Here is a 25,509-nt window from a genome sequence, read left to right as displayed (position 1 = left end):
GCTGAGCCGGGCTTAGCCCTCCAGCACGAACCAGCGCGCGGTGTGCGCCGGGATCTGCAGCACGGCGGAGGTGTCCATGCCGTGGGAGCCGGTGGGTTCCGTGTGCAGGTCGCCACTTACGCGCCCGGCGCCCTCGTACTGCACGTCGTCGGTATTTAGCACCTCGCGCCACGTGCCGGCCTGTGGCAGGCCGATGCGGTAGTTCTCCTGGGTGGTGCCCGAGAAGTTAATTACACACGCCAGCTCGCGCCCACGGTGGCGTCGAATAAAGGAAAGAACGTTATTCGCCGAGTCGTCGCTGGCGATCCACTGGAAGCCCTCCAGCGCGTGGTCCTGCCCCAGAGCGGGCTCGGAGTGGTAGAGCTTGTTCAGCTGGCTGGTCAGGGCGCTGATGCCGCGGTGGAACTCGCCCTCCCAGCCTTCGAGGTTGCGCCAGTCCAGGCCACGGGACTCGTTCCACTCCTCGGTCTGGCCCCATTCCTGGCCCTGGAAGAGCAGCTTCTTGCCTGGGTGCGCCCACATGAACGCCAGGTAGCTGCGTACCATCGCCGCCTTGTCCCAGGCGGAACCGGCGGGCATACGCGACCACAGGGTTCCCTTGCCGTGCACGACCTCATCGTGGCTGATCGGTAGCACATACTTTTCAGAGTAGGCGTAGACCATCGAGAACGTGATCTCGTTGTGGTGGTAGCTGCGGTAGGCCGGATCGCGCTGGACGTACTCCAGGCTGTCGTGCATCCAGCCCATGTTCCACTTCAGGCTGAACCCCAGGCCGCCCTCGCTGGTGGGGGCAGTCACGCCCGGCCAAGAGGTCGACTCTTCGGCGATAGTCAGCGAGCCCGGGCACTCGCGGTGCACGGTGGCGTTCATTTCCTTCAAGAACTCCACCGCGTCCAGATTCTCGCGGCCGCCGAACTCGTTGGGCAGCCAGTCATCGCGGGAGTAGTCCAGGTACAGCATCGAGGCCACAGCGTCCACGCGCAGGCCGTCGATGTGGAACTCCTTGCACCAGTACAGAGCGTTGGCCACCAGGAAGTTGCGCACCTCGTTGCGGCCGAAGTTGAACACGTAGGTGCCCCAGTCTGGCTGCTCGCCGCGGCGCGGATCCGGGTGCTCGTAGCAGGCCTCGCCGTCGAAGCGGCCCAGAGCCCAGCCGTCCTTGGGGAAGTGCCCCGGAACCCAGTCCATGATCACGCCGATGCCTGCGCGGTGCAGCGAATCGATCAGGTAGCGCAGATCGTCCGGGCCGCCGTAGCGATTGTTCGGCGCGTAGTAGCTGGTCACCTGGTAGCCCCACGAGGGCTCGAAGGGGTGCTCGGAAACACCCATCAGCTCTACGTGGGTGTAGCCCAGCTTCTGCACGTACTCCACCAGCTCCGCGGCCAGCTCCCGGTAGTTGCGCCCCTTGCGCCAGCTGCCCAGGTGCATTTCGTAGATGCTCATGGTCTCGTCCACGCCCACGGCAGCGCGGTGGGCCAGCCACTCGTCGTCGCCCCAGGCGTAGTCGCTGTCCGCTACGACGATGGAGGCGGTCGCGGGGGCGGGTTCGGCCAGGCGCGCCATCGGGTCGGCCTTGTCCAGGCGCATGCCGTCGCCGGTGGTGATGGAGAACTTGTAGTGCGCCCCGGCGCCCACGCTGGGGATCCACAGCTCCCAGATGCCGCTGCTACCCAGCGCGCGCATGGGGTGCTGGTTAGCGTTCCAGCCGTTGAAGTCACCGATCACGGAAACGCCCGCAGCATGCGGCGCCCACACGGAAAAAGCCACGCCACCGTCCAGCACGTGGGCGCCGAGGACCTTCCACAGCTCCTCGTGCCGGCCCTCGCCGATGAGGTAGCGGTCCAGGTCGCCGACGGTAGGCAAGCGCCGATAGGGGTCCTCCAGGGTGGCGGTGGTGCCGCCGGCCCAGGTGACCTCGAAGACGTAGGTGTCTACGAAGTAGTCCACCGTCGCGGTGAATAGCGCCGGATACTCCGCTGCCGTCTGCATCTGCACCGGCTCGCCGCCGTTGATGCGCACAGCGACGGACTCCGCCCCGCACTGGACAGTGCGGATGGTGGTTCCGTCGCCGTTTTCGTGTGCCCCAAGTACGTCGTGTGGGGCGTGGTGCCTACGTTCTGCGAGCCGGTGGTAATCGTGGTTCATACTCGCCGATTCTACCTGCGGGGATCGTATTCTTCCTGGGCTCGCATGCAGGCTCGCTCGCGCTCACCCTCACCAAGGGTGGGCAGCCGGAAGATGTGCGCAACCTGGAAATCCGGATCCAGGCGCACGTAGTTGCTGGCGCCCCAGGTGTAGGTCTGGTTCGTTGGCAGGTCTGTGACCTCGAAGTACGCATCTTCCGGCGCGCCCAGGCCGAGCGCTTCGGTATCCAGGTTCACAGACCCCTCGACAATCGCGTTGGGGTTCAGGTTCACCACCACGAGCACCGCGTTGCCGGCAACTCCGTCGACCTTCGAATACGCGAGCAGGTCGTCGCTCGTGGTCTCGTGCAAGCGCAGGGTGCGCTGTTGCTGCAGCGCCGGGTTTTCTTGACGCCACAGGTTCAGATCCCTGATCCATTCAGCGCAATTGTCCACGGAGTAGTCGCGCGGACGCAGCTCGTACTTCTCGGAGTCCAGGTATTCCTCCGAGCCCGCGTGAACCGGCGTGGATTCGTAGATTTCAAAGCCGGAGTACACACCCCACAGCGGGGAGAGGGTGGAGGCCAGGGCGGCGCGGATGGCGAACATGGCCTTGCCGCCGGTCTGCAGGGATTCGTGCAGGATGTCCGGGGTGTTCACGAACAGATTCGGGCGGAAAACATCGGCGTAGTTGGCTATGTCCCCGGCGAATTCCTCCAGCTCCTCCTTGGTGGTCTTCCAGGTGAAGTAGCTGTAGGACTGCGTGAATCCTGCCTTGGCCAGGCCGTAGAGGCGTGGCGGTCGGGTGAAAGCCTCGGAGAGGAAGACCACGTCTGGGTCTGTGGCGTGGACCTCGGCGATCAGCCACTGCCAGAAGTTCGTGGGCTTGGTGTGCGGGTTGTCCACGCGGAAGATGCGAACGCCGCGGCCGATCCACAGGCGCACTACCTTCAGTACCTCGCGGTACAGGCCTTCCGGGTCGTTGTCGAAGTTCAGCGGGTAGATGTCCTGGTACTTCTTCGGCGGGTTCTCGGCGTAGGCGATGGTGCCATCCGGCAGCACGGTGAACCACTCCGGGTGCTCCTGCGCCCACGGGTGGTCGGGGGCGCACTGCAGCGCCAGATCCAGGGCCACCTTCAGGCCTTGGTCGTTAGCGGCGGCGACGAAGTTCTCAAAGTCCTCGACGGTGCCTAGGCGCGGGTGTACGGCCTCGTGGCCTCCGTCCTTGGAGCCGATGGCCCACGGGGAGCCGACGTCCTCCGGTGTGGGGGTCAGGGTGTTGTTCTTTCCCTTGCGGTTGATCTCGCCGATCGGGTGAATCGGCGGCAGGTACAAAACGTCGAAGCCCATGTCCGCAATGCGTGGCAGGTCCTCGGCGGCGGTGGCGAAGGTGCCGTGCACCGGGTTGCCGTCGGCGTCCCAGCCGCCGGTGGAGCGGGGGAACATCTCATACCAGGCACCCACACCAGCACTTTTCTCCTCCACCAGCACGTGGAACTCCGGGCCGCGGGTCAGCAGGTCGCGCAGCGGGCGTTTGCCCAGGGCCTCCTTGATCTCCGGAGACAGTGCGGTGGCCAGGCGCTCGTCGATGCTCAAAGACTGATCGCGCAGCTGGCCGGGTACGGAGGCCACCAGCTCCCGGTGCTTACGGGAGGCCTTCTCCGCTGCCCGCTCGAACAGACGCGCGCCGAGCTCAAAATCATTGGCCAGGGCCTGGGCATCCTGGCCTGCGGCTACCTTCTTGGTGATTGCGTTGAACCATGTGGCCGCTGGATCCGACCAGGCGTCAACACGAAAGGTCCACATACCCGGCACATCCGGAACGAAAACCGCATGGCGACGGTCGACGTCCTCGGGATCCGGCGACATCGTGATCTTCGCGCGACCACCCTCAGCGCCGGCGGGGCGGCGGACGACGAGGGTGGCGGAGATAGCGTCGTGCCCCTCGCGCCAGACACTCGCGCTGACCGGGAACACCTGGCCGACGATGGCCTTGGCGGGAGTGGCTCCGTGGGAGATGACGGGGGAGATGCAGTCGATGCCGAGGCGGCCGGTCATAGGGAAGCTCCTTTAGATGGCAGTGGGGGATCCGTTGGCAGTTCGCGTTGGTGCTTACACAGCAAGCCTATGTTGTTGGCACACTTCGCGCGGATCTTGAGGCACCATGGGGGAGTGAGCGAGAACGTGACGAACTTGATTTCCACCCCGGCCACCGCGCAGGCTGACGAGGACGACCTGATCGTAAACATGCGCAACGTCTCCGTCGTGCGCGACGGACGGGCCATCCTGGCGCCGATGGATTGGCAGGTGGAGCTGGACGAACGCTGGATCATCGTCGGCCCCAACGGGGCGGGCAAGACCACCCTGATGCGCCTGGCATCGGCGCAGGTGTTCCCGACCACTGGCACCGTGAAGCTCATCGGCGAGCAGGTGGGCAAGGTGGATCTGCGCGAGCTGCGCACCGCCATCGGCATGAGCTCCTCGGCGCTGGCACAGCGCGTGCCGGGAGATGAGAAGGTCGCGGACATCGTCATCTCCGCCGGTTATGACGTGCTGGGCCGATGGCGGGAGGATTACGACGAGCTGGACTACGAACGCGCCATCGAGATCCTGGAAAGCGTCGGCGCCTACCACCTGGCCGAGCAGAACTGGAGAACCCTAAGCGAAGGCGAACGCAAGCGCGTGTTGATCGCCCGCGCCCTGATGAACGACCCCGAGCTGCTACTGCTGGACGAGCCGGGCGCGGGCCTGGATCTCGGCAGCCGTGAGGACTTGGTGGCGCTGCTGTCGGACTTGGCGGCGGATGCGGACTCCCCGGCGATCGTGATGATCACCCACCACGTGGAGGAAATCCCGCCGGGGTTCACCCACGCCCTGTTGCTGGACGAGGGTGAGGTCGTGGCCCAGGGAATCCTGGAAGACGTAATGACTAGCGAGAACCTCACCCGCACCTTCCACCAGCCGATCGAAGTCAAGCACGAAGACGGCCGCTGGTTCGCCCGCCGCAGCCGCCAGCGCAGGGGAAGTCACCGTTCCAGTGGAGCCAGTGGCGCCAATGGAGCCGACCACCGCCGACAGGAAGATCGGTAGACTCTGACGCATGAAGGAAAACCGTTTGGGCCCAGTGCAGCCACGTCACGCGTCAACGGTGATTCTGTTGCGCGACACGTTGTCGGGTATCGAGGTGTACGTCCAGGAGCGCGCCTCGACCATGAAGTTCTGCGCGGAGATGACGGTTTTCCCAGGTGGCGGTGTGGATTCCCGAGATATGCCGGGAGACGTCGACGGCGATGGCCACATGTCGCCGGCCATCAATTGGCAGGGTGCGGAGGTCAAGTGGTGGGCTAAGCGCCTGCAGAAGCCGGAATCCATGGCTCGCGCCCTGGTCTGTGCCGCGGTGCGCGAGACCTTCGAGGAGTGCGGCACGCTGCTGGCCACCCACCGCGATGGCTCACCGGTCGTGGACACCACGCCCTACCAGGAGGAACGCAAGCTGCTGGAGAACCACCAGCTGAGCTTCTCCGACTTCATGAGCAACAACAATCTGGTCTTGCGCTCTGATCTGCTGCGCCCCTGGGCCAACTGGGTTACTCCAGTGGAGCAGCCGATTCGCTACGACACAGCCTTCTTCGTGGCAGCCATGCCGGAGGGACAGCAGACGAGGGCTGATACTCCGGAGGCTACTTCGACGGGTTGGTTCCGTCCTTCCACGCTGCTGGACGGGTGGCGCTCCCGCAAGATTTCTCTGATGCCGCCGACGTGGGCACAGCTGAAGTTGCTGGATACCTTTCGCACCGTCGAGGAAGTGTTGGATTTTTCCTCCAGCCTCTCCGTCGATCCGGTGCTCGAGGAGCCCGTCGACGAGCCGTACATGGCTGAGTACTACCTGATGGAACAGCAGATGTACGGCGCGCCCGCCCGCCAGTTCGCGCCGGGCATGAAGTTCGTCGTTGACCCTGCCGAGATGCCGGAGAACCCTTTCGCCATCCGCCCCGACTCCTACGAGCAGTAGGGCGCGCGCAAGAATGGCTTTTTCTGCTGCCGAGCTGGATTTTCTGCTCGCCGAGTGTGCCGCTGGCTCGCCCCTTATTAATGACGCCACTACGTATCAGCTGACCAAGAAATCCCTCGTGCAGGATCTTTCCCACCTGCGCAAGGCACACGGCGAGCACGCTCGTGCCCTGGTGGAACTGGTACAGGCCCGCCGCGCGGGCAAGCTGCCGGAGAACTGGCTGATGGATAGCGAATCGGTTCAGCAGGCCACCCCGCCGGTAGTCGCCGCGTGGCGCGCGGAGGTATTGAAGTCCGCCGGGGTGGAGGCCGCCGTGGATGTCACCTGCAGTGTCGGCACTGAGCTGCACGCGCTTGCTGCCGCGGGGCTGCGGGTGCTGGGCGGAGATCTGGACCACCAGCGCCTGCGGATGGCCCATTTCAACGTGCCGGAAGTTCCGGTCGCGCGCATGGATGCGCTGCGTCCCGCGTTCGCCGGTGACCTGAAATCCGGCGCACTGAAATCCGGCGTGGTGGTGGCGGACCCAGCACGCCGGAATTCTTCGGGGCGTATCGCCAAGTTGGAAGACCTGCAGCCGCCGCTGCCCGAACTCATGGACTGCTACGAAAATCTAGTGGTCAAATGCGCGCCAGGCATCGACTACTCCGAGTTCGACGGCCACGTGGAGGTTGTTTCCGTCGATGGAGGAGTAAAGGAGACGTGCCTGTATTCACCCGCGATTCTGGGGCGGGGACGCCGGGCGGTGGTGATGGGGGCGTCATCAGTGAAAGAAACAGTGACAAGCGACGAACCCGAGGCGGACCGCGTGGATGGGGCAGGGCGCTACATCGTGGACCCCGATGGTGCCATCGTGCGCGCCGGGCTGGTGCGCCAGTACGCGGCGCGGCACGGGCTGTGGCAACTGGACCCGCACATCGCGTACCTGACAGGCGACGAGCTGCCCGCGGGCGTGCGTGGCTTTGAGATTGTCGAAGAAGTGCCGCTGAAGAAGGCGCGTCCCGCTTTGGTGGCGCTAGGTGCGAGGAGCGTGGAAATCCTCGTGCGCGGCGTGGATGTGGACCCCGACGAGCTGCGGAAGAAATGGAAGCTGAAGAAGGGCAACGCGGGCGGAAGCGGTGCCGCGGCGGCGGATTCTGCCTACTCAGTAGTGGTTACGCGCATCGGCGAGGGCGGCGCTGCCAAGGCTGTGGCCTTTATCTGTAGGGCTCGCCGCAGCTCGCGGGGGTAGTTCTAAAACAATATAAGAAATTTGTGGCGGTGGTCACCTGGTGGTAGGTACTATGGTGCCAAATCACAATACCCAAGCAGGAAGGTCAACGAATGTCGAACATCGTTGTTCTGGTTAAGCAGGTGCCGGACACCTACTCCGAGCGCAAGCTCACCGACGATGACTTCACCCTCGACCGCGACAGTGCAGACGCTGTCCTGGACGAAATCAACGAAAACGCTGTTGAGGCTGCACTGCAGCTGAAGGAAGCAGACAGCTCCCGCAACGTCATCGTTCTGTCCGTCGGCCCGGAGCGCGCAACCGAGGCGCTGCGCAAGGCACTGTCCTTGGGCTGCGACGAGGCCAAGCTGGTTGTCGACGAGAACCTGGCCGGCTCCGACGCACTGGGCACGGCATGGACCCTGTCCAATGCTCTGAACCAGATCGAGGACATCGAGCTGATTATCGCCGGTAACGCCTCCACCGATGGTGGCGCTGGCTCCATCCCGGGCCTGCTGGCTGAGTACCGCCAGATCCCGGCTCTGACCCACATGGAAGAGCTGAGCGTTGAGGGGGGCAAGGTCACCGGTAAGCGTGTTACCGAAGAGGGCGTGTTCGGCCTGGAAGCTCCGACCCCGGCCATCGTGTCTGTGACTGAGAAGTCCAACACCCCGCGCTTTGCTGCCTTCAAGGGCATCATGGCTGCCAAGAAGAAGACCATCGAAGAGCTGTCTCTGGAAGAGATTGGCGTGGACGCTGCAAACGTTGGCCTGGCAAACGCCACCACCTCCGTTTCCGCTTCCACCCCGAAGCCGCCGAAGTCGGCTGGTGAGATCGTCAACGACGAGGGCGAGGGCGGCAAGCAGCTGGTCGAGTTCCTGGTCAAGGAAAAGCTGGTTTAAGGGAAGTAGGGATTTAAGGACATGACCAACGTACTAGTACTGGTTGAGCACGGTGAGGGTCAGCTGAAGAACTCCACCGTCGAGCTGATCACCGCTGCACGCGTGTTCGGCACCGTCGGCGCCGTTGTTGTTGGCGCTCCCGGCACCACCGAGAAGCTGCAGGGCGCACTGGCCGAGGCCGGCGCAGAGACCATCTACGCCGCAGAGTCCGATCAGGCAGAGTCCCTGCTGGTTACCCCGGAGGTCGACGCACTGTCCGGCCTGGCAGCACAACTGCAGGTTCCGGTTATCGTCTCCGCTACCGCAACCGGCAACGAGGTTGCAGGCCGCGTAGGCGCCCGCGTTGCTTCCGGTGTTCTGTACAACACCAGCAGCATCACCGCCGAGAAGTCCGCTGAGATCAGCATCTTCGGTGGCGCTTACACCGTTACCGCTTCCGCCGCTGGCGCATCCCCGGTCTTCACCCTGGCTCCGGGCTCCCTGGATCCGGAACCGCAGGCTGCCGCTGGCAACGTCCAGCAGGTTGAGCTGCCGGGCGCTGGCCCGACCGCCGTCACCATCACCTCCTTCGCCCCGGCTGAGGCTGGCGACCGTCCGGACCTGACCGAGGCCAACATCGTGGTCTCCGGTGGCCGTGGCGTTGGTGGCTCCGAGGGCTTCACCGACGTTGTCGAGCCGCTGGCCGACGTCATGGGTGCCGCTGTTGGTGCTTCCCGTGCGGCTGTGGATGCCGACTACTACCCGGGCAAGTTCCAGGTCGGTCAGACCGGTGTTACGGTCTCCCCGAACCTGTACATCGCACTGGGTATCTCCGGTGCTATCCAGCACAAGGCTGGTATGCAGACCTCCAAGACCATCGTTGCTGTGAACAAGGATGAAGAGGCTTCCATCTTCGAGATCGCAGACTTCGGTGTTGTCGGCGACCTGTTCAAGGTTGCGCCGCAGGCTACCGAGGAGCTGAAGAACCGCAAGTAGTTCTTCACCCTAGGCTTTAACAGTCGCCCTGTCGCCACTACTGGCGCGGGCGGCAGCCATTAACCGGCGCCCTTTCGCTTAGCTTTACGCAGGCGGAAGGGCGCCGGTTTTTGTGCCATCTTCTGCGCTACCCGTCCTGCTGTCGGATGTAGTCCTCCATGTATGGCAGCGTGAATCGCACGCGGCCGAATCCCGCCGGCTCGATCAGATCGCGGGTAATCAGGCGGCTTCGCCAGGTGGACAGGCCTCTTGGCTCTACGCCCAGGTGAGCGGCGATGTCGCCAGTCTTGACAGCTCTCGTTGCCGGTGCTGCTGTGCTTACCGGTTCTGGTTCGGACGCCCCCTCGTCGGCACTTATCGCAGCCATCGCGCGGAGGAAGTTCATTTCGCCCTCTGGCAGGCGGCTGAACGCGGGCCGGTGGACGTGGCTGGTCATGCGGTCGATAGCCCGCTGGGAGGCAGTCTCCACGTGTGTGGCCTCGATGCTGTCCGAATCGTCGATCCCGGCGGCCGCCCAGGACAGTGCGCCAACTACTTGTATGAGGTACGGGTATCCGCGACAAATGTCGGTGGCGCGGCCCAGGGCGTCATCAGTAAAAGGGCGGCCAGAATCCGCGGCGGTGATGGCGAGGGTCTTCGAGACTTCCTCAGTCGGCACAGCGTGGAGGTCCACACGGAAGGCGCGGCGGAGGAACGTGGTGCCCTCGTGCTGCAGCAGCGTGTCCACACCGTGGGGCAGACCCGCGCAGACGAAGGCGATGTCGCGCTCATCGCGCATGAGGTCCTGGACCGCTGTGGCCAGGCGGTGGAGCTGGTCGAGGTCGGCGGATTGCAGCTCGTCGAGGGTGATGAGGATGCCAGTGCCGGTGATTACGTCGGAGAGTTCGCGCAGGCGGGTAATGAGCGTCGGCACGCTGCGGAGTTCCTCGGCCCGCGAGTGTGCTTCCGTGCGGAAGCTGCCCACGCCGGTGATGGAGGCCCCGGAAAGCTTGCGCTCCGGTGGCTGCTCGATGCTAGTGATGGCGGTGGGGATCGTTGTTTCGACCAGCTCGGAGATCATGTCGATATTGGGGTAGGCGCGCAGGGTGATCCAACCCTGGGCGCGGGCCTTGTCCTCGATCTCATTGAGCAGTACCGTTTTGCCCACGCCACGCAAACCGCTGGCCAAGATCGTGCGGTGTGGGGAGCCGGGACCTTCGGCGAGACTGAGCTCAAAATCCTGCAGCAGCTCGGCCCTGCCTGCCAGGTAGTACGGCGACGTGCCGAAGCTGGGGCGGAAGGGGTTTCGCTGGCCGGGTACGGCGGCTTGGAATGAGGGTTCGGACATGTCTCACACCATAGCGAAAGCTTGGCGTTTTTGTTAGATCTGTTAGATCTCGGTGGGTTTGTTAGAAGTGTTAGACCTGAGATTTCTGGATCCGGCTGTGTCTGTGTCCTTCTTGTTCTTCCGAAGCATATAGATGATCGCGATGAGAAGGCCAGGAACCGCAAGGACAAGAAGCGCGATCAGTACCATCAATAGGCACTCTGCGAGACCCATGTGCGATTACTCCTGTCGCGATCGGCTCTGAGTACTTGAAGGGTATCAAGAAGCAACGGTCCCGTGCGCGGTGTGCGGTGCCCAAGAAGTAGGGTAGGGGCGTGAACAAGACCAACCACGCAGCGAAGAGCCCAGTGCCAGGATCGTCGACTGGTGCAGCAGGTACGCGAGGGCGCCTGTACGTGGACAACGCGGCGTCTCAAGCTCTGCGCCCCGAAGCGCAGGAAGCGATGGAGCGCGCCGCGGGGCTGCTGAACCCCGCTGGCCAGTACAAGACCGGCCGCGATGCCCGCCGCAGCCTCGAGGACGCCCGCGAGCAGATCGCTGAACTCCTCGGCGCGGATGCAACAGAGGTGATCTTCACCGGCTCCGGCACGGAAGCCGACAACATCGCCATCCAGGGGCTCGCATACGGCTCGAAGGCCCACCGAGGCGCACACGTGATCGCCAGCTCCGACATCGAACACCCCGCCGTAGTCGAGTCCGTCGACTGGCTCACGGCCGGGCCGCTCGACCTGGGTTTTGAACGTTCGGTTCTTCCTGTGGACGCCGCCGGCCGCATCCGTGACCAAGACTGGATTGCCGGCCTAGAAGGCAGCGGGGGCGCGCCTAGCGACCTCGCGCTGCTGACTTGCATGTGGGCCAACAACGAGACCGGCGCTATCCAGCCGGTGGAGCAACTCGCCAGTTTCGCCCGCGACAACGGCGTGCCTTTCCACACCGACGCAGTGCAAGCCGTCGGCCACATCCCCGTCGACTTCCACGCTCTCGGCGCCACCACGCTCGCCGCCAGCGCTCACAAGTTCGGCGGCCCGAAGAACACGGGCCTTCTGCTCGCCCGCCGGGACGCGGACATCTTAAGCCCCGTGCGCGGAGGTGGCCAGGAGCGAAAGCTCCGCTCCGGCACCGTGAACGTGCAGGGTGCGGTGGGATGTGCGGCGGCGTTGGCGTCATCAATTAAAGAACTAGAACAAGCAACCGCCAGAATGCGCGTGGCGCGTGAGAGGCTACGGGCGGCGGCGCAGGGCATCGACGGCGTGCGGATCTGGACTCCCGAGGTCGGCGCACTGCCCGGGCACCTGCACATGAGCTTCCCCGGCGCGGAGGGCGACTCACTGATCATGCTTTTGGACGCCGCCGGGGTAGATGCTTCGACGGGCTCTGCCTGCAGCGCCGGGGTGAACCGCGCCAGCCACGTGCTGACCGCCATGGGCGTGCCAGTGGACGTGGCCCGTGGCGCGCTGCGGATAACTCTGGGCGCGGACATCACCGACGACCAGGTCGAGTACCTGGCGGGCTTCCTCCCGCGTGTGGTCGAGCAGGCCCGCGCCGCAGGAATGGCCTAAGAGGCCGGTACGCGAGTAGGGTGCCAAACATGCGAGTAGTAGCAGCAATGAGTGGCGGTGTGGATTCCGCCGTGGCGGCCTCCCGAGCGCTCGAGGCTGGACACGAAGTGATCGGCGTACACCTGGCGCTGTCCCAGTCTCCCGAGGCTGTGCGGGCGGGCTCGCGCGGGTGCTGCTCCCTGGAGGACTCCGCGGACGCGCGGCGCGTGGCCGACAAGCTGGGGATCCCTTTCTACGTGTGGGACTTCTCCGACCGCTTCAAGGCCGACGTGATCGACGACTTCGTGGATTCCTACGCCATCGGCGAGACCCCCAACCCGTGCCTGCGCTGCAATGAGAAGATCAAGTTCGAGGCGTTGCTGGACCGTTCCATCGCACTGGGATTCGATGCCGTCGTGACCGGACACTACGCCCGCCTGCACGACGGCGTGATGCGCCGCGGCGTAGACGCGAACAAGGACCAGTCCTACGTGCTGGGCGTGCTGACCGACGAGCAGCTGGCGCACTGCATGTTCCCGGTTGGCGACACGATCAAGCCGGAGATCCGCGAGGAGGCGAAGGACCGCGGTTTTGGTGTGGCCTCCAAGCCGGATTCCCACGACATCTGCTTCATCCCCGACGGCCAGACGCAGGCTTTTCTGGGCAAGCAGATCGGCCTGCGGCCGGGGTTGATGAAAGACCAGGACGGCTCGACTGTTGCCGAACACGACGGCGTGTACGGCTTCACCATCGGCCAGCGCAAGGGGTTGGGGCTGCCACGCGAGGGGCTGGACGGAAAGCCGCGCTATGTGACGGATATTGACGCCGCCACGGGCACCGTGACCATCGGCCAGCGCGACGACCTACGGGTCGGCGGGATCACGGCTGATCGACTGAAGCGCCTGGACCCTTCCGTGCACGGACACGAGTTTGAGTGCGAGGTGCAGGTGCGCGCCCACGGTGGGGTAGTGCCCGCCACTGCGCGACTGGTGGACGACCCAGAGAGGACCACGCCGGCGGGGCGCGTCAAGAAGGAGGGCGAGAGCCCGTGGCGCCTGGAGCTAGACCTGCACGAGCCGTTGCAGGGCGTGGCGCGCGGTCAGGCCGCCGTGATCTACCAGCCGGACGCCGACGGCGACATCCTGCTGGGCAGCGGCACCATCCGCGCCACCGCGCCGTGGAGCGATGCGGGTGCCCCTGCGCCGCGGGATAGCGCGGCGAATGCCGAAGCCGCTGGCAGCGCGGGTGAGCGCGCAACGCCAACAGAGGCGTAGCACGGCGATGGCAGGCAACACCGTGCAGCCGGTGCCGATCGGGCGCCTGGGGTGGTGGGAGAACACCGTCACGGACCACGCGGAGGTGCGCGCCGCGATGCAGTCCGCGCTGACTCGTACGTGCGACGTGGACGAGGACACAGGCGTGCCGCCGGTCTTGTCGTTCCCTCGCTGCGGGCGGGCGGGGGACCTCACGGCGCTGATGGCCAGCTTCGCGCAGCTGCCTATTCGCGCTAATCCCCGTGGTTGGGAGCTGACTGCCCACCCGAGCTTGGAATCCCGGCGCATGGACGGCTGGGTACGCGAGGCCACGGATGCTGCCGAGGAGCTGCTGACGGGCAAGGTCGAGCGGCTGATGCTGCACGTCACCGGCCCGTGGACTTTCGGCGCGGACGTGGAGTTCCGCGGCCACCCAGTTTTGCGCGACCGCCCGGCGTTTAAGGACTGCGCCCTGCACCTGGGTTTCGGCGTGGAGCAGGTCGCCGATGCGCTGTCGGCGGCGTTCGGCTGCGAAGTCATCATTGCGCTCCACGAGCCGCGCGTCCGCGAGGTGATGGGTGGCCTGCCCGGCGCCACCCGCTTCGACACCATCCCCGCCGTCGACCGCGAGTTCATTTACGGGGTGTGGCAGCGCTTTCAGCAGCAGGTCGCGCGCCCGGTGGTGCTGGACACGGGGTCTTCTATCGATGACGCCCTCTCGCACGCGCCCGGCTTCCATCGCATCGTGGTGTCCGCGGATCAGTTGCAGACAACCAGCGGCAAAGACCTGGTTGGCGGGATGATCGGACGCGGCCAGGGGATCGGCTGGGCGGTGCCCCAGACGGCGCCGTCAGCCGGCGGGGAGACCGTCGGTGCCCCAGGGAATACTGCTGCGCATCCGGGGCCAGCCGGTGGGGATACCGCCGGCGCCCCTGCCGAGGACGTCAGCGGAGCCGACGTGGAGGCCGCCGCGGGCGACATCGCCCGCGACGTTCTGCGCCAGTGGGAGCAGTGGACCCTGCCCGCTGACGAACTGCCGGGGCTGGTGGACATTGTGGTGCCCGAGGGCAAGCGCAGCGCCGCGCAGGCCTCCGTGGCGGCGGCTCGGGCGCGCCACGCGGCGGCCCTGCTCTGGCGCAATTGATAGTGCAACTGGTGCTGCTCTAGCGCGGACCCGGCGCGCCTGAGCGCGGTGCACGCTAGCCGCGCTAAAACTCCTCGTAGACCGCCGGGTCTTGGTTTTTCCGGCGCCCATCCGGGCGGCCCAGCGCGGTGACCGCCTCGATCTCCGCGTCGCTCAGCGTCACGTTCAGCGAGTCCAGGTTCTCACGCTGCCGAGCTTCCGAGGCAGCCTTCGGGATCGCCAGCACTCCGCGGCCACGGTGCCAGGCTAGGACGACCTGCCCGGGGGTTGCGGAGTGGGCGTCAGCAATCTCGGCAATGACCGGCTCCTCCAAAACCGCACCGCGCAACAGTGGCGACCAGGCCTGCGTCACGATGCCCAGCTCGCGGTGTGCCGCGACGGCCTCGGCCTGCGGGAAGTGCGGGTGCAGCTCGATCTGGTTGACCACCGGGTACTCGCCGGTGGCGGCGTGGACGGCCTCCAGGTGCTCGGGTAGGAAGTTGCACACGCCCACGTGGCGGATCAGCCCCCGCTCGCGCAGCTCCAGCAGCGTTTCGAAGGCTTCTACGTAGTGGCCTTGTTTTGGGTTCGGCCAATGGATGAGGTGCAGGTCGATGCGGTCCAGGCCCAATCGGAAGAGGGATTCCTCGACGGAGGCGACAGCGTCGTCGTGGCGCTGATAGCGGCCGGGCAGCTTGGAGGTGACGATCACCTCGTCGCGGCGGATCACGCTGGCGGGGTACGCGGCCTCAGGCGCGCCTGAGGTTCCGGGCGCTGGGTTTCCGACCCCGGTGGCACCGGTCGCAGCGCGGATGCCAGAGCCTACCGCGCCTTCGTTTTCGTAGTTGTAGGCCGTGTCGATCAGACGGTAGCCTGCGCGGATGCCCGCAGCCACGGAATCCGCGCCCGCCTGGCCCTGCATCTTGTAGGTGCCGAGCCCGATCTCCGGGAGGGAAAGAGCTGTAGTTTCAGTCATTCGCTTCTACCTTTCGCATCTGTTCGGTCTGTGTTGTTCGTGGCCTGCACAAGAACTCTGTGTCTACCCGTCCACGCCATCGGCGCTGGCGCTTGCATCATCGCCGGAACTTGGGGCGCCGTTTTCCAGCAGCTCCTTGAAGGCTGCCTCATCCAGCACGGGCACGCCCAGGTCCTCAGCCTTCTTCAGCTTGGAGCCAGCCTTTTCGCCCGCCACCAGGAAGTCCGTCTTTCTCGACACGCTGCCCGCCGCCTTGCCGCCACGAGCCTCGATGGCCTCCTTCGCCGCCGTCCGGTCGAAGTCCTCCAGCGAGCCGGTAACCACAATCGTCAAGCCCTCCAGCAGTGCGGAATTCACGCCATCTGCCTCGCCGGAAGTTGCCCCGGCCTCCTGACGCATCCGCACGCCAGCTGCCGCCCAGCGGTCCACGATCCGGCGGTGCCAATCCACCGTGAACCAATCCGAGATCGACTCCGCGATCGTCTCGGCCACACCGTCTATGCCGGCCATCTCCTCAACGGAAGCAGAGGCGATGTCCTCCACGGACTCGAAATGCTTCGCCAAAGCCTTCGCCGCAGTCGGACCCACGTGCCGGATCGACAGCGCAACCAGCACCCGCCACAGGTCCGCCTCCTTTGCAGTCTGCAGCTTCTCCAGCAACGTCTCACCGGATTTATTCAGCTTCCCGGCCTTCGTCGCATAAGAACTGGTCTTTTCCAGATCCTCTGCGCTCAAGTCGAACAGCTCCGACTCGTCGACCAACACACCGGAATGGATCAGATCGTAAGCGCCCTTTTCGCCCAAAGCGTCGATATCAAACGCCTTGCGGGAAGCCAGATACGTCAAGCGGGTATGCAACTGGCCAGGGCAGTATTGAGTGTTGGGGCAACGCCAGTCGGCGTCACCAACCTTCGAAGGAGCCAAACGGGTGCCGCACTCGGGGCAGAACGTCGAGAACAGGAAAGGCCGCTCCGCGCCCGTGCGCTTGTCCTCGACCGGGCCCAGCACCTCCGGGATGACCTCGCCGGCCTTGCGGATGGTGATCGTATCGCCCAGCATCACGCCCTTGCGGTGGGCCTCCGTCGGGTTGTGCAGCGTGGCCATCGAAACCGTGGAGCCCGCGACGTACTTTGGCGCCATGACGGCATAAGGCGTGGCGCGACCCGTGCGGCCAATGCCGACGCGGATGTTGTGCAGCGTGGTCATCGCCTCTTCCGGCGGGTACTTATACGCGATCGCCCAGCGCGGGGCGCGGCTGGTGTGGCCCAGCTCCAGCTGCTCTTCCAAGGAATCGACCTTGACGACCAGCCCGTCCATCTCGTGCGCCGCGTCGTGGCGGTGCTTGCCCCAGTACTCGACCTGCTGCTGGACCTCCTTGGCGGAGTGAACCTGCTTGGTGTACGGACTGACTGGCAGTCCCCACGCGGCAATCGCGCGGTACGCATCGTGCTGGGACGCGGGGGAGAAGCCCTCGCGCGCGCCGATACCGTGGCAAATCAACTTCAGTGGGCGCTTGGCCGTATCCGCAGCATTCTTCTGCCGCATCGCGCCGGCGGCGGCATTGCGAGGGTTGGCGAACATCTTCAGCCCCTCGGCCTGGCGCTGGGCGTTCATGGTGGCGAAATCTTCGACGTCGATGAACACTTCGCCACGGATTTCCACCAGAGCCGGGACGGGGAACTCGTCCGTGCCGTGGAGGGTATCCGGGATGTCGTCGAGGGTCCGCGCGTTGTGGGTGATGTCCTCGCCCGTCGTACCGTCGCCGCGGGTCAGCGCAAGTTCCAGCTGGCCGTCGATGTAAAGGAGGTTTATTGACGCCCCGTCGATCTTCAGCTCCGTCAGGTATGTCTTCGCGGGGGTGCGGTCCAGCCAGCCGGCGAGTTGCTCGGTATCGAAGACGTTGTCCAGGCTGAGCATCTGCTCGCGGTGGTCGACGTTGCGGAACGGACTGCTGGTGGGCGGGGCGGGGGCGACTTCCTCGGTGGGGGACGCGCCGGTGACGACCTCCGGGTGGGTCTGCTCTAGGTCTTTGAGCTCCTGCAGCAGGGCGTCGAAGTCCGCGTCCGAGATCTCCGGTTCGCCGTAGTAGTAGAGCTGCCGGTGGTGGCGCACCTGGTCAGCGAGTTCTTGCCAGCGGGATCGAGTACTCACCCCCGCTAGTCTACTTGCGGGAGATCTACTTGCGGCGGACGGCGGTGAAGTAGACCGCTACGGCGGCGAGCAAGATGAGGACTAGGACTCCCAGGCCGATGTACAGGATCGTGTTGCTCTGGGAGGCGTTGTCGATGTCCTTGGCCTGGGCGTCGGACTCGTCGCTGGAGTTGCCGTTGTTCTCCTGCCCGTCGTTGCCGTCGTCGTTGGTTCCTGGCGGCTCGGGGGTGGGCTCCGGTCCGGGCTCTAGGGTTTGACGCCACTCCGGTCCATCGACCTTGTTACCTTCCACCGCAGTGGACAGGCGGAACTCGATGTCCTTTGCTTGCTTTCCGTTGTCCTTGTAGCCCTCTAGGGTGACCATGACATACCACTGGCCGGCATCCGAAGCTTCCTGATGTGCCACATTTTCTTCACGGTTGCGGTAGAAAACGTACGGCGTACCTACGGCACGTGCGGTGGTGGGGACATCCTTGTCGAGGGTCTGTGTGGTCTCCTCAGACGTGACTTCGCGGCGCGGCGACGCTACGTAGATGTCGCCGTTACGGGAGTCATCCGTGTTTTTCTTGTCGAACTCGACTTCCGCGATGGGGCGCTGGCCCCAGTCGACGTTCATGCGGTAGAACTTCGTCTCTCCGGGAACCAGGGTGTCGGATACAGTACCCGGGGTGATCTCGGTTGCGTTGTTGTAGGAGTTGCCACCGGGGGTTGGCTTCGGAGTGGTGCTGGGCACCTTGACCTTATCCTTGTCTTTGCCCTCCGGGGTCTCTCGGTCGTTCTCCGGGCCGGCATCGGAGCCATCGACTTGAGGTGCGAACCCGACCATGATCTCAACCGGCAGGTCACGATCCAATTCGGTGCCGGAGTGGTTCAGCTTCACGCGATACTTCGTCGGATCGCAGTCCTCTTCAGGGTCGATAGTGACGGACTCCGCTTCCGGCGGGCCGGGCCAATTGGAGCTTCCGAAGTAGCCGGAGCCCTTGTCGCTGCAGCTGTCGTTCTTATATTCAACGTTGATGTTGTAGTAGATGTGGTCGCCGCCCTCGAAGCCTACGGGAACCAGGTTTGCGGTTACCTGTGCCTTCTTGCCTTCTGGGACGCTGATGCTGAACCACTTGTCGTCGCCGTCGTTGTTGGATCCCTTAGGGGAGGGCAGTGTGCTTTGGTAGAGGCCTTCGCCGAGGTAGAACCCGTCGGTGGCGTTGTCGGCGAGTTGGACTGGGGTGCCGGCGGATTCGTAGTTTCCGGCGACGCGTTGGGCGGCGTCGGTGAGGGCTTCGGTGAGTGCTTCGGTGTCGTCTGCGGAGGTGTAGGTGCCGCCGGAGACGTCGGAGATGCATTCGAGTTCTTTTTGGGCTTTGTCGTCGACTTTGAATCCGACGGTGTGGATGGCGAGGTCGATGCCGTCGCCGGCGATGTCTTCGGCGACGTCGCAGACTGGTGGTGGGGCGCAGGTGTCGATGCCGTCGGAGACGAGGATGATGTTGCGTGTGCCGTTATCGCCGAGTTCTTCGGCGGCTTGTTTGATGGCGTTGCCGATGGGGGTGTAGCCCTTGGGTTCTAGTTCGTTGATTTTGTCTTCGAGGTCTTCGGGTTTGTTGTTGCCGAGGGAGGCGAGGGTGGTGATGTCTTGGCAGCCCTTTTCGCGGTTGTCGGGGGCGTTGGATTCTTCGGAGCCGTAGGCGATGACTGCGGTTTGGGCTGAATCGGCGAGGGTGTTGATGGTTTCGTTGGCGGCTTTTTTGGCTGCGTCCATGCGAGTACCGCCGTCGCCGGTGTCTTTTTCGGCCATGGAGTCGGAGGCGTCGAGGACGACGGCGACTTTGCTGTCGCCGCCGGCGGTGCCGTTGCTGCTGGTGTTTCCGTCGCTGTCGTTGTTGTCTTCGGCGTTGGCGTTGACGGCGAGGATGGGTAGGAGGGCGATGATGGTGAGGAAGGCGAGTAGTGCGAGGGTGAGGCGCCGGGGTGTGGGTTGTTTCGCTGTGGTGGGTTGTTTCGTTGTGGCTTTGGGAGTGTGGCTCGCTGGGTGCAAGGGGGATCAGCGCCTTTCTAATTACTGCGAAGTTTTGTTTTACGAGGGTGGGACGCAACGCGGGCGCATAATGTTCCCAGCGCGGAAAAAGTTCCCGGTAAAAGAATTTTGTTGTGAAGAAAATACTAGGAAAAGAAGCTCTGACCCGCATGAAGAACGTACTGTTTTGAACGATAACGGGGGTGTCCGGTGGCGCCTATAAAGTGGTCACTATGACTGCACCGCATTTTGACCCGGCACACATGCTGAGCTTCGACCTGGAAACCACTGGAGTAGACCCAAAGACCGCTCGTATCGTCACCAGCGCACTCGTGACCATCAAGGGGCGCGAGCGAAACGACATTGAGATGCTCGCCGATCCCGGCGTGGAGATTCCCCAGCAGGCTTCCGACGTCCACGGCATCACTACCGAGTACGCCCGCGAGCACGGCCAGGATCACGGCGAAGTGCTGACAAAAACCATCGAGGGCATCCGCGAGGCATGGCGCTCCGGTGCCACGCTGATCGTCTACAACGCCGCCTATGACCTCAGCGTTCTGCGTGCCTTGGAGCCCAGCTTCACTGTCGACGGCCCGGTATTCGATCCCTATGTGGTTGATAGGGCAAAGGATCAGTACCGCAAGGGTAAGCGCACCCTGGAAAGCGTGTGCCAGCACTATGGCGTGAATTTGGACAATGCCCACGAGGCGACGGCGGATGCGGTGGCCGCCGCCCGTGTGGCGTGGATGCTGGCGCGCAAGTATCCCGAGCTAACGCAGATGCCAGCGGATGAACTGATGCTTTCCCAGGCCACATGGTTCTACGAGTCCCAAAAGGGGCTGCAAGAGTGGTTCCAGAAGAAGGGTAAAGAAGTGCAGGTCAACACCGCTTGGCCTCTCGCTGAGTAGTCTGACGAAAGCCTATCGCAGCGCCCATTTGTTTCTTATCTCCCCCTAGGAGCACAATAAAGGTGTTGTGGTTCTTCCCCCTGTTTCGTATCGACGTTCTTATTGACGCCCACTCGGCTCCAGCCGAGCCCGAAGGGAAGTCACTGTCGCGGCAGGGGATGGGAGCCAACGCTTCAAGAAGGCAGACGCTTCAAGAAGGTAAACGCCTGAAGAAGACAGCTGAATACAGAAAACATCTGAATACACCGAAATGGGGCACTAGGGATCATGGACGATAAGAACAATCCCCAGGGCGCAGGGCGCAATGGCGCTGAACTCAGCGGAACTGGGCAATACTCAGCTGACGGGCGCTCAGCTGCACAACACACAAGTGGGCAGCACGACACTGAACAGCACTCGGCGGGACAGGCTCCAGCCGAGCAGAGTTCAGTTGGACAGAGCTCAGCCGGGAAGAGTTTCCAGGAGAAGCAGGCCGCCCCTGGATACGCCGTCGCTTCTGCTCCGCAGATCGCCGAGTCTAAAAGGGAGAAGAAAGACAACACTCACTGGCTGTACATCGGCGTGATTATCGCCGTGATCGCCGGCATCATCTTTGGCCTAGTGGCGCCCGATACCGCCAAGGGATTCAAAGAGCTGGGCACCACTTACGTCAGCCTGATCAAGATGATCATCGCACCGGTGATCTTCTGCACGATTGTGCTGGGAATTGGTTCGGTGAGGTCTGCGGCGTCAGTAGGTAAAGCAGGCGGCCTGGCACTGGGATACTTCGTCACGATGTCCACCTTCGCCCTCGCAGTGGGCCTGGTTGTCGGCAACATCCTGCAGCCAGGCGATGGCCTGAACCTGAGCACCGGCGGAAGCAGCACCTTCGGCAACGGCGAAGAACAGCAAGCCGAAGGACTGGTGGGCTTTGTCCAGGGTATCGTCCCGGACACCTTCTTCGGCGCTTTTACCAGCGGCCAGATTCTGCAGGTGCTTTTCATTGCCTTACTGGTGGGCTTCGCCACGCAATCGATGGGTAAGGCCGGCGAGCCGATCCTCAGCTTCGTAGCCACGCTGCAGAAGCTGGTATTCAAGATCCTGTCCTGGATCCTGTGGCTCGCCCCGATCGGCGCCTTCGGCGCCATGGCGGGCGTAGTCGGCGGCACGGGCATCAAGGCAGTTCTGCAGCTAGGCGTGCTGATCCTCGGCTTCTACATCACCTGTGTGATCTTCGTATTCGGCATCCTGGGCCTCATCCTGCGGGTATTCACGGGCTTCAACATTTTCAAACTGGCGAAGTACCTGGGTCGCGAATACCTACTGATCTTCGCCACCAGCTCCTCCGAGTCGGCACTGCCGAACCTTATGCGCAAGATGGAGCACATCGGTGTCGACAAGTCCACGGTGGGCATCGTCGTGCCGACGGGCTACTCCTTCAACCTGGACGGAACCGCGATCTACCTGACGATGGCCGCCATCTTCATCTCGGACGCCATGAACATCCACATGGGGCTTGGCGACCAGATCAGCCTGCTGGTGTTCATGATCATCGCCTCCAAGGGTGCAGCGGGCGTGTCCGGCGCGGGCATCGCCACGCTGGCAGCCGGACTGCAGTCCCACCGCCCGGAGCTGCTGGGCGGCGTGGACATCATCGTCGGCATCGACCGCTTCATGTCCGAAGCTCGCGCGCTGACCAACTTCTCCGGCAACGCCGTGGCCACCCTGCTGGTCGGCAAATGGACGCACACCATCGACAAGGAGCAGGTCAAGCGGGTGCTGAACGGTGAAGATCCATACGTGGATGCCGGGGACGACCACAACGTCGACCTCAAATACCCGTCGGTGAAGAACCCGGCCACGGCACACCTGCAGCCCACCCCGCAGGTAAACCTGGACGATTACCGCCAGCAGCAGCCCGGCGGCGGGCGGTAACCTGCCGGGTGTGGGTGCGCGGCGGGCGCGGCTCGGACACGGCGCAGTAGGCGCTGGGCATGTCCGACCGCTGGCCGTGCCCCGGCTGGCGGCGGAGACCGCGGTCGGCGGTTGGTGGGAAAGAGCAGCCCGGGTGGGGCGCGGCAGCGGGGGACTGCCGCGTAAGGGGGATCACCGGCAGGACTATACTGAAGCGCATGTCACATGAAGCTTCACATCCCGTAAGCGGGGGGAACGCCCCGGCAGGGCAGGCCCCAAACACGGAAGAAAACGCCGGCGCGGAAGCCACCGCAGCTGGAGCCGCCGCCGGTGCTGATTCCACCGTAGGTACAGAGACGGTCTCCGGCACGGAGGCCATCTCCGGCGCGGAGTATCTGAAGAAGATCGTCTCCGCCCCCGTCTACCGCGTGGCCACGAACACGCCACTCGAAAACATGGAAACGCTGTCGAAGCGTATCTGTAACGAGGTGTTGGTCAAACGCGAAGACCTGCAACCCGTGCACAGCTTCAAGATCCGCGGCGCATTCAACCGCATGTCCCAGCTCACGGACGAAGAGCGCGCCCGCGGAGTCGTCGCCGCCTCCGCCGGCAACCACGCCCAGGGCGTAGCGCTCTCCGGCACGGAACTCGGCATCCGCACCGTCATCGTCATGCCGGAAGTGACGCCCAGCATCAAAATCGACGCAGTCCGCAGTTTCGGCGGGGAAGTGCTGCTGCACGGTGCGAACTTCGACGAAGCCAAGGCCAAGGCCATGGAACTCTCCGAGGTTGAGGGCATGGTGTGGGTCGCCCCTTTCGACGACGAAGCCGTCATCGCCGGCCAAGGCACCGCCGGGCTGGAGATCTTCCAATCCCGCCCTGACGTGGACCGCGTCTTCGTGCAGGTCGGCGGCGGTGGACTGGCCGCCGGAATCTCCGTGCTTCTCAAAGAACTAGACCCCAACATCCAGGTCATCGGCGTGGAGCCCGAGGAATCCGCCTGCCTCACCCACGCGCTCGCCGCCGGGCACCCCGTGGCCCTCGACCACGTCAGCCTCTTCGCCGAAGGCGTGGCCGTCAAGCAGATCGGCAGTGAGACCTTCCGAGTCTGCCGCGAATACCTCGACGACGTCATCACCGTCAGCTCCGACGAGATCAGCGCCGCTATCAAGGACATCTTCGACGACACACGCGCCATCGCCGAGCCAGCCGGCGCCGTCGCCCTGGCAGGCCTGAAGCGCTACGCCGTCGACCACCAGATCGAAGGGGAGACCCTGGCACACGTCCTGTCCGGCGCGAACGTGAACTTCCACTCCCTGCGCTACGTCTCCGAACGCGCGGAAATTGGTGAAGGTGGCGAAGGTATCTTCGGTGTGAGCATCCCCGAACGCGAGGGAGCCTTCCTCGAGTTCTGCAAAATCCTCGGCCACCGTGCCGTCACAGAATTCAGCTACCGAGTCGGCCAGCGCGACGGGGAAAAGCCCGCCCGCATTTTTGTGGGTGTCAAGCTCAAGAACGGCGAGGACGAGCGCAAGGCCATAGTCGAAGACCTCCACGAGGCAGGTTACGGCGTGGTCGACCTGTCCGACGACGACGTGGCCAAGGAACACGTCCGCTACATGATCGGCGGCACCCCCGGCCAGCACGTCGACGAAACCGCCTACAGCTTCGAATTCCCCGAAAACCCGGGAGCCCTGCTGCACTTCCTGGAAGTCCTGGGAACCCGCTGGGACATCACCGGTTTCCACTACCGCAGCTTCGGCATGGACCACGGCCGCGTGCTGGCGGCGTTCGAGGACGTCTCCGGCGACGCAGAATTTCAGGAGCACCTGCAGCAGCTCGGCTATCATGCCACGGACGTGACGGACAGCCCGGCCTACGACTTCTTCATCAGCGCCGAATAGCGCGGCACGCGGGTGGTACGCCGAAGTGTGCAGCGCTAGCTGAAGAACGCGCCGAAGATCGCTCCGAGCTGGCGCAAATGCTCAACCTCGCTGAGCAGAAAGTCCGGCCCGCCCGGACGACCAATGATCAGCAGTAGGCTCGTGCCCTCGATTGGCGTGCCCGCCAGTGCAGAATCCATGACCACCCAGTTCTCGGGAATCCAATCCTCGCGCTCTGGGTTCAGCACGCGCGCCTCGTCCAATGGCGGATGGGCCAGCTCCTTGCCGTTGTCCTCCGGCGCGGCAGGCGAAGCCGCCACCCGGTGAGTCCGCGGCAACGTATCCAGCACGACCGCCCAGCCTGCCGTCATAGAGCGCGGCAGGTCCTGCATCATGATCTCTAGCGCCTTTTCTTTGTGACGCCGCTTCTCCGCCACCCCGGACAGCATCTGAATCTGGCCGCGTCGGTCGATAGAACCTGTAAAGGGGCGAATCGAGTCGACGTAGAAACCGTCGAGCTCCTGTGTGGCCGTGATCAGGCTGTCGGGGAGATGCCCAGACGGCAGGGAGACGACAATGTCGTCCATAACGAAGTCGGGCTCATCCTGTTCTGGGCGTCCGACAATATCCACACCGCGAATGTCACCGCCGACAGTTCCCAGTGCCATGGCCAGCAGACCAAGGGAGCCGGGGGTATCGGGCATACGCACACGCATAAGGAAAGACATGGCACCGATACTAGCGCCACCTGAAGTCCACGGGGGCTACTTGCCTTGGCTAGAGTAGAACCCATGTCTGAGATTTCGCGCGAAGATGTTGCCCACCTGGCCCGCCTGGCCCGCCTGGACCTGGGGGAGCAGGAATTGGATGAATACGCAGCTCAGATCGACGGGATCGTCGATCACGTGGCCGCGATCGGGAAGGTAGACACCGAAGGTGTTGAGCCACTGAGCCACCCCACTCAGAACGTTGACGGCGATGTCGCCGTCATGCGTGAAGATGTGGTCGTTCCGAGCCTCACCGCAGAGCAGGCCCTTGATCAGGCGCCGAAGCAGAGCGAGCAGCGCTTTGAGGTGCCGCAGATCCTCGCGGACTAGGACAGCCTCTCAGGAACGCTAGCGTCACTGGGGCTGCGGCACAGTTGCGGCGGGTGGCGTCAAAAAGCTAAAAGACCGCTAGAGCAACGAACGTTTAGAACTAAAGAACTTAAAGAACCAAAGGAACTGT

At 64.1% G+C, this 25,509-nt stretch carries 19 protein-coding genes; 12 read left to right on the top strand and 7 right to left on the bottom strand.

The window, feature by feature from the left end; all coding sequences use genetic code 11:
- Window positions 1-12 precede the first annotated feature (12 nt).
- Together glgB and MHX63_RS02155 are read right to left on the bottom strand one after the other, a co-directional pair.
- Complete coding sequence (glgB, locus tag MHX63_RS02160) at window positions 13-2,145, bottom strand: 1,4-alpha-glucan branching protein GlgB (RefSeq protein WP_239387039.1); 2,133 nt, start codon at window positions 2,143-2,145, stop codon at window positions 13-15.
- An 11-nt stretch (window positions 2,146-2,156) separates the two neighbouring features.
- A complete protein-coding gene (locus MHX63_RS02155) occupies window positions 2,157-4,181 on the bottom strand; it encodes an alpha-1,4-glucan--maltose-1-phosphate maltosyltransferase (RefSeq protein ID WP_239387038.1) in 2,025 nt (674 codons plus the stop codon).
- 69 nt (window positions 4,182-4,250) lie between these two features.
- Here MHX63_RS02155 and MHX63_RS02150 point away from each other — a divergent pair, with 69 nt between their 5' ends.
- From MHX63_RS02150 to MHX63_RS02130, 5 genes are all read left to right on the top strand, one after another.
- The gene (locus MHX63_RS02150) at window positions 4,251-5,213 is read left to right on the top strand and encodes an ABC transporter ATP-binding protein (RefSeq protein ID WP_239387037.1); all 963 of its coding nucleotides are present in this window, start codon (window positions 4,251-4,253) and stop codon (window positions 5,211-5,213) included.
- A 10-nt stretch (window positions 5,214-5,223) separates the two neighbouring features.
- Window positions 5,224-6,135: an NUDIX hydrolase gene (locus MHX63_RS02145; protein ID WP_239387036.1), complete on the top strand. Its 912-nt coding sequence runs from the start codon at window positions 5,224-5,226 to the stop codon at window positions 6,133-6,135.
- Between the two features lie 13 nt (window positions 6,136-6,148).
- The gene (locus tag MHX63_RS02140) at window positions 6,149-7,363 is read left to right on the top strand and encodes an SAM-dependent methyltransferase (RefSeq protein WP_239387035.1); all 1,215 of its coding nucleotides are present in this window, start codon (window positions 6,149-6,151) and stop codon (window positions 7,361-7,363) included.
- A 92-nt stretch (window positions 7,364-7,455) separates the two neighbouring features.
- Window positions 7,456-8,244 (top strand): electron transfer flavoprotein subunit beta/FixA family protein, encoded by a 789-nt coding sequence (locus MHX63_RS02135; RefSeq protein WP_034985575.1) that lies wholly within the window; start codon window positions 7,456-7,458, stop codon window positions 8,242-8,244.
- Between the two features lie 21 nt (window positions 8,245-8,265).
- On the top strand, window positions 8,266-9,219 hold the full coding sequence (locus MHX63_RS02130; protein ID WP_035012055.1) for an electron transfer flavoprotein subunit alpha/FixB family protein: 954 nt from the start codon (window positions 8,266-8,268) through the stop codon (window positions 9,217-9,219).
- A 127-nt stretch (window positions 9,220-9,346) separates the two neighbouring features.
- Here the strand turns inward: MHX63_RS02130 and MHX63_RS02125 are convergent, their stop codons facing one another.
- Window positions 9,347-10,546: an ATP-binding protein gene (locus MHX63_RS02125; protein ID WP_239387034.1), complete on the bottom strand. Its 1,200-nt coding sequence runs from the start codon at window positions 10,544-10,546 to the stop codon at window positions 9,347-9,349.
- A 347-nt stretch (window positions 10,547-10,893) separates the two neighbouring features.
- Here MHX63_RS02125 and MHX63_RS02120 point away from each other — a divergent pair, with 347 nt between their 5' ends.
- The 3 genes from MHX63_RS02120 to MHX63_RS02110 are packed head-to-tail and all read left to right on the top strand — an operon-like array spanning window position 10,894 to window position 14,481.
- Window positions 10,894-12,105, top strand: coding sequence for a cysteine desulfurase family protein (locus tag MHX63_RS02120; protein ID WP_239387155.1), 1,212 nt, complete (start codon window positions 10,894-10,896; stop codon window positions 12,103-12,105).
- A gap of 29 nt (window positions 12,106-12,134) precedes the next feature.
- Complete coding sequence (gene mnmA, locus MHX63_RS02115) at window positions 12,135-13,358, top strand: tRNA 2-thiouridine(34) synthase MnmA (protein WP_239387033.1); 1,224 nt, start codon at window positions 12,135-12,137, stop codon at window positions 13,356-13,358.
- Between the two features lie 7 nt (window positions 13,359-13,365).
- Window positions 13,366-14,481, top strand: coding sequence for a hypothetical protein (locus tag MHX63_RS02110; protein WP_239387032.1), 1,116 nt, complete (start codon window positions 13,366-13,368; stop codon window positions 14,479-14,481).
- A gap of 64 nt (window positions 14,482-14,545) precedes the next feature.
- On the opposite strand, the gene MHX63_RS02105 is transcribed toward MHX63_RS02110, so the two are convergent.
- The 3 genes from MHX63_RS02105 to MHX63_RS02095 all read right to left on the bottom strand — a co-directional run bounded on the left by MHX63_RS02105 (window position 14,546) and on the right by MHX63_RS02095 (window position 19,619).
- The gene (locus MHX63_RS02105) at window positions 14,546-15,436 is read right to left on the bottom strand and encodes an aldo/keto reductase (RefSeq protein WP_239387031.1); all 891 of its coding nucleotides are present in this window, start codon (window positions 15,434-15,436) and stop codon (window positions 14,546-14,548) included.
- Window positions 15,437-15,499: 63 nt separating this feature from the next.
- Window positions 15,500-17,587, bottom strand: a complete 2,088-nt coding sequence (ligA, locus tag MHX63_RS02100; protein ID WP_239387030.1) for an NAD-dependent DNA ligase LigA — start codon at window positions 17,585-17,587, stop codon at window positions 15,500-15,502.
- Between the two features lie 25 nt (window positions 17,588-17,612).
- Window positions 17,613-19,619, bottom strand: coding sequence for a VWA domain-containing protein (locus MHX63_RS02095; protein WP_239387029.1), 2,007 nt, complete (start codon window positions 19,617-19,619; stop codon window positions 17,613-17,615).
- A 212-nt stretch (window positions 19,620-19,831) separates the two neighbouring features.
- Here MHX63_RS02095 and MHX63_RS02090 point away from each other — a divergent pair, with 212 nt between their 5' ends.
- From MHX63_RS02090 to ilvA, 3 genes are all read left to right on the top strand, one after another.
- Entirely contained in the window at window positions 19,832-20,506 is a 675-nt protein-coding gene (locus MHX63_RS02090) for a 3'-5' exonuclease (RefSeq protein ID WP_239387028.1), read from the top strand.
- Between the two features lie 267 nt (window positions 20,507-20,773).
- Window positions 20,774-22,420, top strand: coding sequence for a cation:dicarboxylate symporter family transporter (locus MHX63_RS02085; RefSeq protein ID WP_239387027.1), 1,647 nt, complete (start codon window positions 20,774-20,776; stop codon window positions 22,418-22,420).
- Between the two features lie 197 nt (window positions 22,421-22,617).
- Window positions 22,618-24,303, top strand: a complete 1,686-nt coding sequence (ilvA, locus tag MHX63_RS02080; RefSeq protein ID WP_239387026.1) for a threonine ammonia-lyase, biosynthetic — start codon at window positions 22,618-22,620, stop codon at window positions 24,301-24,303.
- A 35-nt stretch (window positions 24,304-24,338) separates the two neighbouring features.
- Here the strand turns inward: ilvA and MHX63_RS02075 are convergent, their stop codons facing one another.
- Window positions 24,339-25,010, bottom strand: a complete 672-nt coding sequence (locus tag MHX63_RS02075; protein ID WP_239387025.1) for an amino acid-binding ACT domain protein — start codon at window positions 25,008-25,010, stop codon at window positions 24,339-24,341.
- Window positions 25,011-25,073: 63 nt separating this feature from the next.
- On the opposite strand from MHX63_RS02075, the gene gatC reads away from it, so the two are divergent.
- Window positions 25,074-25,379, top strand: coding sequence for an Asp-tRNA(Asn)/Glu-tRNA(Gln) amidotransferase subunit GatC (gatC, locus tag MHX63_RS02070; RefSeq protein ID WP_034985553.1), 306 nt, complete (start codon window positions 25,074-25,076; stop codon window positions 25,377-25,379).
- Window positions 25,380-25,509 lie beyond the last annotated feature (130 nt).

Origin of the sequence: Corynebacterium sp. ACRQK (assembly GCF_022345965.1) — a bacterium.
In the GTDB taxonomy this organism is placed as follows: domain Bacteria; phylum Actinomycetota; class Actinomycetes; order Mycobacteriales; family Mycobacteriaceae; genus Corynebacterium.
Note: the sequence above shows the minus strand (reverse complement) of the source record. Positions and strands in the feature narration are given on the sequence as shown.

Bases quoted from the DNA above. Each gene is read 5' to 3' on its own strand.
- glgB (WP_239387039.1), bottom strand. From the start codon at position 2,145: ATGAACCACGATTACCACCGGCTCGCAGAACGTAGGCACCACGCCCCA.
- MHX63_RS02155 (WP_239387038.1), bottom strand. From the start codon at position 4,181: ATGACCGGCCGCCTCGGCATCGACTGCATCTCCCCCGTCATCTCCCAC.
- MHX63_RS02150 (WP_239387037.1), top strand. From the start codon at position 4,251: ATGTTGTTGGCACACTTCGCGCGGATCTTGAGGCACCATGGGGGAGTG.
- MHX63_RS02145 (WP_239387036.1), top strand. From the start codon at position 5,224: ATGAAGGAAAACCGTTTGGGCCCAGTGCAGCCACGTCACGCGTCAACG.
- MHX63_RS02140 (WP_239387035.1), top strand. From the start codon at position 6,149: ATGGCTTTTTCTGCTGCCGAGCTGGATTTTCTGCTCGCCGAGTGTGCC.
- MHX63_RS02135 (WP_034985575.1), top strand. From the start codon at position 7,456: ATGTCGAACATCGTTGTTCTGGTTAAGCAGGTGCCGGACACCTACTCC.
- MHX63_RS02130 (WP_035012055.1), top strand. From the start codon at position 8,266: ATGACCAACGTACTAGTACTGGTTGAGCACGGTGAGGGTCAGCTGAAG.
- MHX63_RS02125 (WP_239387034.1), bottom strand. From the start codon at position 10,546: ATGTCCGAACCCTCATTCCAAGCCGCCGTACCCGGCCAGCGAAACCCC.
- mnmA (WP_239387033.1), top strand. From the start codon at position 12,135: ATGCGAGTAGTAGCAGCAATGAGTGGCGGTGTGGATTCCGCCGTGGCG.
- MHX63_RS02110 (WP_239387032.1), top strand. From the start codon at position 13,366: ATGGCAGGCAACACCGTGCAGCCGGTGCCGATCGGGCGCCTGGGGTGG.
- MHX63_RS02105 (WP_239387031.1), bottom strand. From the start codon at position 15,436: ATGACTGAAACTACAGCTCTTTCCCTCCCGGAGATCGGGCTCGGCACC.
- MHX63_RS02090 (WP_239387028.1), top strand. From the start codon at position 19,832: ATGACTGCACCGCATTTTGACCCGGCACACATGCTGAGCTTCGACCTG.
- MHX63_RS02085 (WP_239387027.1), top strand. From the start codon at position 20,774: ATGGACGATAAGAACAATCCCCAGGGCGCAGGGCGCAATGGCGCTGAA.
- ilvA (WP_239387026.1), top strand. From the start codon at position 22,618: ATGTCACATGAAGCTTCACATCCCGTAAGCGGGGGGAACGCCCCGGCA.
- MHX63_RS02075 (WP_239387025.1), bottom strand. From the start codon at position 25,010: ATGTCTTTCCTTATGCGTGTGCGTATGCCCGATACCCCCGGCTCCCTT.
- gatC (WP_034985553.1), top strand. From the start codon at position 25,074: ATGTCTGAGATTTCGCGCGAAGATGTTGCCCACCTGGCCCGCCTGGCC.